The 11,213-nt window shown below is 48.3% G+C and carries 21 protein-coding genes; all 21 read right to left on the bottom strand.

The window, feature by feature from the left end; genetic code table 11:
* Nucleotides 1–260: 260 nt before the first annotated feature.
* Nucleotides 261–1,517 (bottom strand): serine hydrolase, encoded by a 1,257-nt coding sequence (locus ABC502_RS12980; RefSeq protein ID WP_345916142.1) that lies wholly within the window; start codon nt 1,515–1,517, stop codon nt 261–263.
* Nucleotides 1,518–1,677: 160 nt separating this feature from the next.
* Nucleotides 1,678–2,079, bottom strand: a complete 402-nt coding sequence (rplQ, locus tag ABC502_RS12975) for a 50S ribosomal protein L17 (RefSeq protein ID WP_091344876.1) — start codon at nt 2,077–2,079, stop codon at nt 1,678–1,680.
* A gap of 38 nt (nt 2,080–2,117) precedes the next feature.
* Nucleotides 2,118–3,107, bottom strand: a complete 990-nt coding sequence (rpoA, locus tag ABC502_RS12970; RefSeq protein ID WP_091344875.1) for a DNA-directed RNA polymerase subunit alpha — start codon at nt 3,105–3,107, stop codon at nt 2,118–2,120.
* A 24-nt stretch (nt 3,108–3,131) separates the two neighbouring features.
* Nucleotides 3,132–3,752, bottom strand: a complete 621-nt coding sequence (gene rpsD, locus ABC502_RS12965) for a 30S ribosomal protein S4 (protein ID WP_305946486.1) — start codon at nt 3,750–3,752, stop codon at nt 3,132–3,134.
* A 33-nt stretch (nt 3,753–3,785) separates the two neighbouring features.
* Nucleotides 3,786–4,175, bottom strand: a complete 390-nt coding sequence (gene rpsK, locus ABC502_RS12960; RefSeq protein WP_330089347.1) for a 30S ribosomal protein S11 — start codon at nt 4,173–4,175, stop codon at nt 3,786–3,788.
* Nucleotides 4,176–4,187: 12 nt separating this feature from the next.
* Nucleotides 4,188–4,544, bottom strand: coding sequence for a 30S ribosomal protein S13 (gene rpsM / locus ABC502_RS12955; RefSeq protein ID WP_091344872.1), 357 nt, complete (start codon nt 4,542–4,544; stop codon nt 4,188–4,190).
* Nucleotides 4,545–4,669: 125 nt separating this feature from the next.
* Complete coding sequence (gene rpmJ, locus ABC502_RS12950) at nt 4,670–4,783, bottom strand: 50S ribosomal protein L36 (protein ID WP_091344871.1); 114 nt, start codon at nt 4,781–4,783, stop codon at nt 4,670–4,672.
* A gap of 22 nt (nt 4,784–4,805) precedes the next feature.
* Complete coding sequence (gene secY, locus ABC502_RS12945; RefSeq protein ID WP_330089348.1) at nt 4,806–6,131, bottom strand: preprotein translocase subunit SecY; 1,326 nt, start codon at nt 6,129–6,131, stop codon at nt 4,806–4,808.
* Between the two features lie 17 nt (nt 6,132–6,148).
* Nucleotides 6,149–6,583 carry a 50S ribosomal protein L15 gene (gene rplO, locus ABC502_RS12940; protein WP_330089349.1) on the bottom strand — a complete coding sequence of 145 codons (435 nt, stop codon included), beginning with the start codon at nt 6,581–6,583 and terminating at the stop codon, nt 6,149–6,151.
* A 3-nt stretch (nt 6,584–6,586) separates the two neighbouring features.
* The gene (gene rpmD, locus ABC502_RS12935; protein ID WP_330089350.1) at nt 6,587–6,769 is read right to left on the bottom strand and encodes a 50S ribosomal protein L30; all 183 of its coding nucleotides are present in this window, start codon (nt 6,767–6,769) and stop codon (nt 6,587–6,589) included.
* 6 nt (nt 6,770–6,775) lie between these two features.
* Nucleotides 6,776–7,279: a 30S ribosomal protein S5 gene (gene rpsE / locus ABC502_RS12930; protein ID WP_330089351.1), complete on the bottom strand. Its 504-nt coding sequence runs from the start codon at nt 7,277–7,279 to the stop codon at nt 6,776–6,778.
* A 9-nt stretch (nt 7,280–7,288) separates the two neighbouring features.
* On the bottom strand, nt 7,289–7,639 hold the full coding sequence (rplR, locus tag ABC502_RS12925; RefSeq protein ID WP_330089352.1) for a 50S ribosomal protein L18: 351 nt from the start codon (nt 7,637–7,639) through the stop codon (nt 7,289–7,291).
* Nucleotides 7,640–7,648: 9 nt separating this feature from the next.
* On the bottom strand, nt 7,649–8,182 hold the full coding sequence (gene rplF, locus ABC502_RS12920) for a 50S ribosomal protein L6 (RefSeq protein ID WP_330089353.1): 534 nt from the start codon (nt 8,180–8,182) through the stop codon (nt 7,649–7,651).
* Nucleotides 8,183–8,196: 14 nt separating this feature from the next.
* Nucleotides 8,197–8,589, bottom strand: a complete 393-nt coding sequence (gene rpsH / locus ABC502_RS12915; protein WP_330089354.1) for a 30S ribosomal protein S8 — start codon at nt 8,587–8,589, stop codon at nt 8,197–8,199.
* Between the two features lie 21 nt (nt 8,590–8,610).
* A complete protein-coding gene (rpsN, locus tag ABC502_RS12910) occupies nt 8,611–8,916 on the bottom strand; it encodes a 30S ribosomal protein S14 (RefSeq protein ID WP_330089355.1) in 306 nt (101 codons plus the stop codon).
* An 11-nt stretch (nt 8,917–8,927) separates the two neighbouring features.
* On the bottom strand, nt 8,928–9,467 hold the full coding sequence (gene rplE / locus ABC502_RS12905; RefSeq protein ID WP_305946480.1) for a 50S ribosomal protein L5: 540 nt from the start codon (nt 9,465–9,467) through the stop codon (nt 8,928–8,930).
* Between the two features lie 19 nt (nt 9,468–9,486).
* Nucleotides 9,487–9,801, bottom strand: a complete 315-nt coding sequence (rplX, locus tag ABC502_RS12900) for a 50S ribosomal protein L24 (protein WP_330089356.1) — start codon at nt 9,799–9,801, stop codon at nt 9,487–9,489.
* A gap of 9 nt (nt 9,802–9,810) precedes the next feature.
* The gene (rplN, locus tag ABC502_RS12895) at nt 9,811–10,179 is read right to left on the bottom strand and encodes a 50S ribosomal protein L14 (protein ID WP_091344860.1); all 369 of its coding nucleotides are present in this window, start codon (nt 10,177–10,179) and stop codon (nt 9,811–9,813) included.
* Nucleotides 10,180–10,347: 168 nt separating this feature from the next.
* The gene (gene rpsQ / locus ABC502_RS12890) at nt 10,348–10,602 is read right to left on the bottom strand and encodes a 30S ribosomal protein S17 (protein WP_330089357.1); all 255 of its coding nucleotides are present in this window, start codon (nt 10,600–10,602) and stop codon (nt 10,348–10,350) included.
* On the bottom strand, nt 10,602–10,793 hold the full coding sequence (gene rpmC, locus ABC502_RS12885; protein ID WP_091344858.1) for a 50S ribosomal protein L29: 192 nt from the start codon (nt 10,791–10,793) through the stop codon (nt 10,602–10,604). Before rpmC ends, rpsQ begins: the two co-directional genes overlap by 1 nt.
* Nucleotides 10,793–11,206, bottom strand: a complete 414-nt coding sequence (gene rplP, locus ABC502_RS12880; RefSeq protein ID WP_091344857.1) for a 50S ribosomal protein L16 — start codon at nt 11,204–11,206, stop codon at nt 10,793–10,795. The genes rpmC and rplP overlap by 1 nt, the downstream gene beginning before the upstream one ends.
* Nucleotides 11,207–11,213: the final 7 nt, after the last annotated feature.

Below are 11,213 nucleotides of genomic sequence, written 5' to 3'. Positions count from 1 at the left end.
AGTTTTGACTCAGTAGTACTGACTAATAAATTAACATTGGTCACTCATACTGATTATTCGTTTGCACGTATCAACACAAGTACCCACACAGATAATTGATTGCTTATTGTTAAAGAGCAGCGCTTCACTTTGAAGCGGATGACGCTTGGTTGTAACCTTGTCGTCATCAGTGGTGCGCATTATAAGGATCCGAACAAGGCGATCAAGATCTTTTTTCGAAGATCCCGTCTAAGCGCTCAGATTTTGCTCGCCTTGCGGACTTATTGAACGAATTGGTCGATTAATGCCTGCCAACGCCTTAGATCCGGCTTATGTTGATTAGGCTTGCTGGATAGCTGTTGATGCAGGTATTCGCCAAGCTCTCGATGAAACGGCAGGCCAAGCTGTTGATATTCGTAGGTATCATCATTCAGAGTTTCATTGGCATTGACATAAATGGTCGCGGTGACAAAAAACTCCAACTGTCGCTCCAAATCAATGAAATAGCCAACATCGGTTAAAAAGCCATAGGCGCTGCCAATTTTATTGAGCCAGCGTTGATGCCTTGGTAGCTCTGTTGGCTCACCACCAAATTTCAGGTATTTGTAACGATTATCAGCAATGCCATGAGCGCTGTAATTCGGTTGCATGCTTTCTGAAGGATAAAGCAACATAGCAGCAAGCAGCCAATCACGCATCTCAGGGGCCAGTTGAAACTGCTGCTGAGGTGGAAATAATTCAGGGAAAACTAGCCGCTCGAGCACGCCAGACAGATCCTGAATGGAAAAGCGGTTTTTATCACTAAAATCCATTGGCTGATTGATCAAGGCGCCTTGCTGGTAATAAGCCGAGCCAAGTTTCGGTTGCAAGGTATTTAAATAGGCGGTTGAACTGGAGCGAGCAGGCAACTGCAATATCACTTCCTGTTCTGCGTTAAAAAAAGCCAGCGGATTATAATGGCGATTTTCTTCTGCAGACATTGGCAAACTTAGGCGGTGATTAATAGTCGCACTCGATAAGCCCTTATCATGTAGTAGTTGATTGATATGGTCCTGACCCAACAATTCATACATACGGTTAAAACCTGGATTATCACTTACCATCATCACTTGCCAGATGTAATGCGCAAGCGTAGGACGCCCCCCTTTAGCCATCGCGTCCTCAGTAACCATTTGCTGCGAGTCACGGCTGGCATAGGTATGAAAGGTACTATCCAAAGTGACCTGCTGTTGTTGCTGCAGCCACTCGAGAGTTAGCAAGGCCACTGGCAACTTCACGGTGCTGGCCGGGTAAAAATACCGTTTATCATCGACAAAAAGCCGGTAGCTGATTAAATGCGGGTACAACTGTTCATCACGGACAATCTGACTAAGCTGGATTTGCACCTTATAACGTTCAGGGTCCGCCAAGACTTTCTTGAGGATCGGAAACTGATCCGGGATTTTGGTTAGAAGGTTTGGGTCAGCCTGCTGGCAGATCGCAGCATGCTCTGAGCGGCATTCAATCTGCACCGGCAATTCCAGCGCTTGTGTCGTCACAGCGAAGCTTGCCAGTAAGCAAAAGAAAAAAGAAACGCGAACGAACATAACACCAAGCCGAATAATTTATTCCATGAGTTACTGTTATAAGGAATAACGACACAAATCGCAAGCGAAAAAAAACCGGGAACAAGTCCCGGTTTTCTATTCGGTGCGCAGCTTACTCAGCTACTGCCTCTTCAGTGACGGTTTCCATATCCACTTCTGGACGGTCTACCAGCTCAATGTAACACATTGGCGCATTATCACCGGCACGGAAGCCACACTTGATGATACGAGTGTAACCACCCGGACGGGCGTTGTAGCGTGGACCAAGTTCTGTGAACAAGATACCAACTGCTTCTTTATCCTGAGTACGGGCAAATGCCAAACGGCGATTTGCCACGCTGTCGTTTTTAGCCAGTGTGATCAAAGGCTCAATAACACGACGTAACTCTTTTGCTTTAGGCAAAGTCGTTTTGATGATTTGATGCTTCACCAACGAGCTTGCCATGTTGCGGAACATTGCCTGACGATGGCTGCTGTTCCGATTTAATTGACGACCACTCTTACGATGGCGCATGACCTATTCCTTCTTACTAAACCAGGAACCGGATCCGGTTAGTCTTTGTTTACCAGACTGGCTGGTGGCCAATTCTCAAGGCGCATGCCCAGAGACAGACCACGTGAAGCCAGTACGTCTTTGATTTCGGTAAGCGACTTCTTACCCAGGTTAGGCGTTTTCAACAGCTCAACCTCGGTACGTTGCACCAGATCACCGATGTACTGAATTTGCTCTGCTTTCAGACAGTTAGCAGAACGAACCGTTAATTCGAGATCATCGACAGGACGCAACAGAATCGGATCAAATTCCGGCTTCTCTTCACGCTTCTCTGGCTCACTCTTATCACGCAGTTCTACGAAGAACTCCAGCTGTTCAGCAAGAATTGTCGCAGCACGACGGATTGCCTCTTCAGGCTCGAGCGTACCATTGGTTTCCATATCGATAACCAACTTGTCCAAATCGGTGCGTTGCTCTACCCGAGCCGCTTCCACACTGTAAGCAATACGCTCTACAGGGCTAAAAGAGGCGTCAAGCAGCAAACGACCGATAGGACGCTCGTCGTCATCAGAGGACAGACGGGCTGATGCCGGCACATAACCACGGCCTTGCTCAACTTTCAGACGCATACTGAATTCAGTATCGCCGGTCAGGTGGCAGATGACGTGATCAGGATTTACAATGACAACACCGTCACCGTGCTGGATATCAGCAGCAGTCACAGGGCCAGCACCTTTTTTGGTCAAAGTCAGTGTGACTTCATCTTTGTCTTCCAAACGGAAGGCCAGACCTTTCAGGTTCAACAGAATATCAATGATATCCTCTTGCACCCCTTCTTTCGAACTGTACTCATGGAGTACGCCTTCGATCTCAACTTCTGTGACAGCAAAACCTGGCATAGAAGACAGCAGAATACGGCGAAGTGCGTTACCCAAGGTATGTCCGAAACCGCGCTCAAGTGGTTCCAAAGTAACTTTGGCACGAGTTGGAGTGACTTTGTCAATCCCAACTAATCTCGGCTTAAGGAATTCGGTGACAGAACCCTGCATTGTATCCTCTCTTAATGGTTAGCTTTACTTAGAGTAAAGCTCGACGATTAACTGTTCGTTGATGTCAGCAGACAAATCTGAACGCTCAGGAAGACGCTTAAACACACCTTCCAGCTTAGTCGTGTCTACTTCAACCCAAGTTGGCTTCTCGCGCTGACCAGCCAACTCCATTGCCGCAGCAATACGAGCTTGTTTCTTGGCCTTCTCACGAACAGAAACAACTTGTTCTGGCAATACAGTGAAGGAAGGGATGTTTACAACACGACCATTCACCATGATTGCTTTATGGCTAACCAGCTGACGTGCTTCTGCACGAGTACTGGCCAGGCCCATACGGTACACAACGTTATCCAACCGTGACTCCAGCAACTGAAGCAGATTTTCACCGGTGTTACCTTTGATACGAGCAGCATCTTTGTAGTAATTACGGAACTGCTTTTCCAGTACGCCATACATACGACGTACTTTTTGCTTCTCACGCAACTGAATACCGTAATCAGACAAACGACCACGACGGGCGCCATGCTGACCAGGAGCAGTTGTTAAGTTACATTTTGAGTCAATTGCCCGCACGCCACTTTTCAGGAACAGGTCCGTTCCTTCACGGCGACTTAGCTTGAGCTTAGGGCCCAAATATCTAGCCATCTTCTTTCTCCAATAATCCGTGAAGCGCTGTGATTACACGCGACGTTTTTTAGGTGGACGGCAACCGTTATGAGGGATTGGCGTCACGTCGGTGATATTCGTAATACGGAAACCTGCGCCGTTCAATGCACGGATAGCAGATTCACGACCTGGTCCTGGACCATTCACGAACACTTCGAGGTTTTTCACACCATAGTCTTGCGCAGCAACGCCAGCACGCTCAGCTGCTACCTGAGCAGCGAAAGGCGTGGACTTACGAGAACCACGGAAACCTGAGCCACCAGCAGTTGCCCAGCACAGAGCATTGCCCTGGCGGTCAGTGATGGTAACAATGGTGTTGTTGAAAGAAGCATGGATATGAGCCATACCGTCTGCAACTTGCTTTTTTACCCGTTTACGAGTACGAACTTGTGCTTTAGCCATAAGTTACCTGCCTTATTTCTTAATCGGCTTACGTGGACCTTTACGGGTACGCGCATTAGTTTTAGTACGCTGACCACGAACAGGCAAACTACGACGGTGGCGCAAGCCACGGTAACAACCCAGATCCATCAAACGCTTGATGTTCAGGGTTACTTCACGGCGCAAGTCACCTTCAACGGTGTATTTTGCAACTTCTTCACGAAGGGTATCCAACTGAGCATCGCTTAACGCGCTGATTTTGGTACTTTCTTCGATACCCGCTGCTGCCAAAATGGCCTGAGCGCGAGTTTTACCGATACCATAAACATAGGTCAACGAGATGACCGCATGTTTATTATCGGGGATGTTAATGCCAGCTATACGGGCCACTAACCTTCTCCTTCACTTAAAATTTATGGGTGCCGATTTGAAAAGCCCGTAAGGATACTCAAATGGCGTCTATTTTGCAAACAATTCGTGGGCCAATTACTTAGCCCACTCAATTGCTTCTGCTGTTAGCCCTGGCGCTGCTTGTGCTTAGGCTCGCTGCAAATCACACGCACAACGTTGTTGCGCTTGATGATTTTGCAGTTACGGCAGATCTTCTTAACGGAAGCACGTACTTTCATGACTTCACTCCGCAATAAACTCTTATCGGCCTACGCCTTTAAGATTCGCTTTCTTAAGCACAGAATCGTATTGATGAGACATCAAATGAGTCTGTACCTGTGCCATAAAGTCCATAATCACTACAACGATAATCAACAAGGATGTACCGCCGAAGTAGAATTGCACATTCCATGCAACCATCATGAACTCGGGTACTAAACAGATAAAGGTAATGTACAGAGCGCCTGCCAATGTCAGACGAGTCATTACTTTATCGATGTATCTGGACGTTTGTTCACCCGGACGAATGCCTGGAATAAAGGCACCGGACTTCTTCAGGTTATCTGCTGTATCACGCGGGTTGAACACCAACGCAGTATAGAAGAAACAGAAGAAAATAATCGCAGCAGCGTACAACATCATGTACAGAGGCTGCCCCGGAGACAAGGTTAATGCCAGTTCCTGCAGGAAATTAGCAACCATGCCTTCACCGGAACCAAACCAAGTGGCAATGGTACCCGGGAACAAAATGATACTCGATGCGAAAATCGGCGGGATAACCCCAGCCATGTTGACCTTTAATGGCAAATGACTGCTTTGCGCTGCGAAGACCTGACGGCCTTGTTGGCGCTTGGCATAGTTTACCACGATACGACGTTGTCCGCGCTCAAAGAACACCACAAAAGTCGTAATGGCCACCACAATCACAACGATCGCGACCAGTAATAAAAAGTGCAAATCGCCCTGTCGAGCTTGCTCGATAGTGCCACCTACAGCAGATGGCAGTCCAGCAACGATACCTGCAAAGATCAGCAACGAAATACCATTACCAATACCACGCTCGGTAATCTGCTCACCCAACCACATCAAAAACATGGTGCCGGTAACCAGACTCACAACCGCAGTAAAATAAAATGCAAAGCCAGGATTAATCACCAAGCCAGGCATCATATTCGGCAAACCGGTTGCAATACCAATTGACTGCAGGGTTGCCAATCCAAGGGTACCATAGCGTGTGTACTGCTGAATTTTGCGCTTACCGGCTTCACCCTCTTTTTTCAGCTCCGCTAAACGCGGATGCACTACCGTCAATAACTGCACGATAATGGATGCTGAAATATAAGGCATAATACCGAGCGCAAATACAGAGGCACGCTCAAGTGCACCACCGCTGAACATGTTAAACATCTCAACAATGGTGCCTCGTTGTTGCTCGAATAACTGAGCTAGCACGGCGGCGTCAATTCCAGGAATTGGCACAAAGGTTCCCAGCCGGAAAACGACCAGGGCTAAAAGTACAAACAGCAAGCGTGCTTTCAGCTCGCCAAAACTGCCTTTACTTTTCAAGTCCGAACCTGGTTTAGCCATTACGTACTATCCTTTTGTTATTCTTCGACTTTTCCACCAGCAGCTTCAATGGCTGAGCGGGCGCCTTTGGACACACGCAGACCTTTTACAGTCACAGGGCGTGTCACTTCGCCAGACAGAACCACTTTGGCAAATTTGGTAGTGCGCGGGATGATGTTCGCATCCATCAGGGTGCTCAGATCAACCACATCACCTTCAACTTTTGTCAGCTCATGCAGACGAACTTCAGCAGTTACCAGTGACTTACGCGAGGTAAAGCCAAACTTAGGCAAACGCTGTTTCAAAGGCATTTGACCGCCTTCGAAGCCTGGACGAACTGAACCGCCAGAGCGGGATTTTAAACCTTTGTGACCACGGCCACCGGTTTTACCCAGGCCTGAACCGATACCACGGCCCAGACGCTTCTTCTCTTTTTTGGCGCCAGCTGCAGGAGAGAGTGTATTTAAAAACATCGCTTACTCCTCCACTTGAACCATGTAGAACACAGCATTGATCATGCCGCGAACTGCAGGTGTGTCTTCTAATTCAACCGTGTGACCGATACGACGCAGACCCAAACCACGCAGCGTAGCTTTGTGCTTTGGTAAACGACCGATACCAGACTTGGTCTGAGTTACTTTCACTGTCTTCTTAGCCATGGCAGATTACCCCAGAATATCGTCCACGCGCAGACCACGCTTTGCAGCAATCTGTGCTGGTGACTTCACAGAAGCCAGAGCGTCGATTGTAGCGCGAACTACGTTGATTGGGTTGGTAGAGCCGTAGCACTTGGACAGAATGTTTTGAACACCTGCCACTTCCAGCACTGCACGCATGGCACCACCCGCGATCAAACCGGTACCTTCAGAGGCCGGCTGCATGTAGACATTGGAGCCAGAATGCACACCACGCGTTGGGTGATGCAAAGTATGACCATTCAATTCTACCTGAGTCATATTACGACGCGCTTTTTCCATTGCCTTTTGAATGGCAGCTGGTACTTCGCGTGCTTTACCGTAACCATAACCTACACGGCCATTGCCGTCACCGACTACAGTCAGAGCTGTGAAGCTGAAAATACGACCACCTTTCACCACTTTGGAAACGCGGTTTACAGCAACCAGCTTTTCTTGCAAATCAGATTGTTGTTTCACTTCTTCGTTAGCCATGTGCTACTCCTAGAACTGAAGACCGGCTTCACGCGCCGCGTCTGCTAAAGCTTTCACGCGACCATGATACCGGAAGCCGCTACGGTCAAAAGCACAAGCAGTTACGCCTTTGGCAACTGCACGCTCGGCAACAGCTTTGCCTACAGCAGTTGCTGCATCGACGTTACCTGTGTACTTTAACGATTCACGGATGTCGCTCTCAACAGAGGACGCAGCCGCAATCACTTCAGCATTAGGTGCGATCAGCTGGGCATAGATGTGACGTGGCGTACGGTGCACAACCAGGCGATTCGCCCCTTGTTCGATAATAGTTCTGCGTACACGCTTGGCACGACGCAGACGAGCAAGTTTCTTATCCATCTTCCTACCCTACTTTTTCTTGGCTTCTTTGCGACGCACGTTTTCATCAGCGTAACGAACACCTTTGCCTTTGTATGGCTCTGGCTTACGATACGCGCGGATGTTCGCAGCAACCTGACCTACCACCTGCTTGTCACTGCCTTTCACAACGACTTCAGTTTGGCTTGGCGTCTCAATGGTGATCCCTTCTGGAATAGCGAAGTTGATCGGGTGTGAGAAACCCAGGTTCATGTTCAGCACTTTGCCTTCGACTTTGGCACGGTAACCAACACCTACCAGCTCAAGCTTACGCGTGAAGCCTTCTGTGACACCAGCCACCAGGTTGTTGATCAAAGCGCGGGCTGTACCTGCTTGTGCGATAGCGTTAGCGAAACCTTCACGAGGCGTGGTACGAACCACATCACCATCGATAACAATTTCTACTGCTGGGTTGACGTTGACCGTCAACTCGCCATTTTTACCCTTGACTGCTACTTTCTGGCCGTCCAGATTAATCTGAACACCAGCAGGAATAGCAATAGGGGCTTTTGCTACACGAGACATAGATTACCCCTCCGTTACGCTACGTAGCCGATGATTTCGCCACCGATCCCAACCTTGCGCGCGGCACGGTCAGTCATCAGCCCTTTGGATGTTGAAACAATAGCAACACCCAAACCACCCATTACCTTCGGTAATTCGTCGCGTTTCTTGTAAATACGCAGACCAGGACGGCTAACACGATCAATCGTTTCGATAACAGGCTTACCCTGGAAATACTTTAAGGTAACTTCCAGCTCAGGCTTGCTATCTTGTGCTACAGCGAAATCTTCGATGTAACCTTCACTCTTTAATACATTCGCAATTGCAATCTTCAACTTAGAAGAAGGCATTTTTACCGCAACTTTATTAGCCGACTGGCCATTGCGGATGCGAGTAAACATATCCGCTACTGGATCTTGTAAACTCATAGCTCGTTACTCCCGTGATTCTTACCAGCTAGCCTTGCGAAGGCCAGGAATTTCACCGCGCATTGCCGTTTCACGGACTTTGATCCGGCTCATGCCGAACTTACGCAGGTACCCATGCGGACGACCAGTCACGCGACAACGGTTACGTTGACGGGACGGGCTAGAATCACGCGGTAACGATTGCAGCTGTAATACAGCAGCCCAACGGTCTTCATCAGACGTAGTTGGATTTGCTATCAGATCTTTCAGTGCATGACGCTTTTCAGCGTATTTGGCTGCCAGTTTTGCACGCTTTTCTTCACGCGCTTTCATTGAATTTTTTGCCATAACCCTACACCTTATTTCTTGAATGGGAAGTTAAATGCAGAAAGCAATGCACGGCCTTCATCATCAGAAGCAGCAGAAGTGGTGATGGTAATATCCAAACCACGCACTGCATCGACTTTGTCGTAGTCGATTTCTGGGAAGATGATTTGCTCACGCACGCCCATGCTAAAATTCCCACGGCCGTCAAAAGACTTAGGGTTAATTCCGCGGAAGTCACGGATACGTGGGATCGCAATGGATACCAAACGCTCCAGGAAATCCCACATACGCTCGCCACGCAGAGTGACTTTTGCGCCAATAGGGTAGCCTTCACGGATTTTGAAACCGGCAACTGATTTGCGCGCTTTAGTGATAAGCGGCTTCTGGCCAGCGATAGCAGTTAAATCTGCCACAGCATTTTCCAGAATTTTTTTATCAGCAACTGCTTCACCCACACCCATATTGAGTGTGATTTTTTCAATCCGAGGGACTTGCATGACGCTGGTGTAGCCGAACTGTTTCATCAGTCCAGGAACTACGGTGTCTTTGTAAATTTCATGCAGTTTCGCCATCGTATTACTCCAATAGCAATTAGATTACTTCATTATTCGATTTGAAGAAGCGAACTTTCTTGCCTTCTTCAAAACGGAAACCAACACGATCTGCCTTTCCGGTTTTCGGATTGACAATCGCTACGTTTGATACGTGAATCGAGGCTTCTTTCTCGACGATGCCGCCAGCCTGGTTTAACGCAGGAACTGGCTTCTGGTGTTTTTTCACCAGGTTCACGCCTGAAACATAAACACGGTTTTCATCCAAAAGTACTTTGGTGACTTTACCGGTTTTGCCTTTGTCCTTGCCAGCAAGAACAATTACCTCGTCATCACGACGGATTTTAGTTGCCATGGTGACTCCTTACAGTACTTCTGGTGCCAGAGACACGATCTTCATAAACTTATCGCCACGAAGTTCACGTGTCACAGGTCCGAAGATACGTGTACCGATCGGTTCCAGCTTGGTGTTCAATAACACCGCTGCATTGCGATCAAAACGGATTAATGACCCGTCCTGACGACGTACGCCTTTCCGCGTCCGCACCACCACTGCATTCAGTACGTCACCTTTTTTTACCTTACCGCGAGGAATTGCTTCTTTCACAGTAACTTTGATGACATCACCAATTGCAGCATAGCGGCGGTGAGAACCACCTAAGACCTTAATACACATTACGCTGCGAGCGCCGCTGTTATCAGCGACATCCAGCATAGATTGCATCTGGATCATCTTAGTGCTCCGTTATCCACTTAATTAGCCCTTATCGGGCCAAGCTGCTACAAATAGAAATCCCCCCCATAGACGAGGGGCGCGTGATTATAACAGCACTTTGTAAAAAGTGGTAGTTATCCAATAAAAAAAGCGGCCCTTAGCGGACCGCTTCTATCTTCACCCTGCTTAGGATGCAGATTCTACGACGTTCACCAGGGTCCAGGACTTGGTCTTGGACAGTGGACGACACTCACGAATAGTGACAATGTCGCCAGCTTTGCACTGGTTGGTTTCATCATGAACGTGCAATTTGGTCGTGCGCTTGATGAATTTCCCGTAAATCGGGTGCTTCACCTGACGCTCGATGGCTACAACGATGGACTTGTCCATTTTGTCGCTAACCACTTTACCTTGCAGTGTACGGGTGTTTTGTTCACTCATTACGCACCTGCCTTCTCAGTCAAGATTGTCTTTACACGCGCGATATCGCGACGTACGTTCTTCAGCAGATGAGTCTGAGCCAGTTGACCTGTGCTGGCCTGCATGCGCAAATTAAATTGCTCACGCAGTAAGCTCAGGAGTTCAGCGTTCAACTCTTCAACGCTTTTTGCTTTCAGTTCGCTCGCTTTCATTACATTACCGTCCGCGTAACAAAGGTGGTCTTAAATGGAAGCTTAGCTGCGGCCAGAGAGAACGCATGGCGAGCAAGCTCTTCCGATACGCCATCCATTTCATACAGGACTTTGCCAGGTTTAATTTGGCATACCCAGTAATCCACAGAGCCCTTACCGCTACCCATCCGCACTTCCAGCGGCTTGGTGGTGATTGGCTTGTCTGGGAACACACGGATCCAGATTTTACCAACACGCTTCACCGCACGAGTCATCGCACGACGGGCAGCTTCGATTTGACGCGAAGTCATTTGACCGCGCTCAACAGATTTCAATGCATAGGTACCAAAGCTGACCTTGTCGCCTACTTGCGACAGGCCACGGTTACGGCCTTTATGCACTTTACGAAATTTAGTTCGTTTTGGTTGCAACATCGCTCAA

The organism is Alkalimonas sp. NCh-2 (genome assembly GCF_039631345.1).
GTDB classification, from domain to species: domain Bacteria; phylum Pseudomonadota; class Gammaproteobacteria; order Enterobacterales; family Alteromonadaceae; genus Alkalimonas; species Alkalimonas mucilaginosa.
Note: the sequence above shows the minus strand (reverse complement) of the source record. Positions and strands in the feature narration are given on the sequence as shown.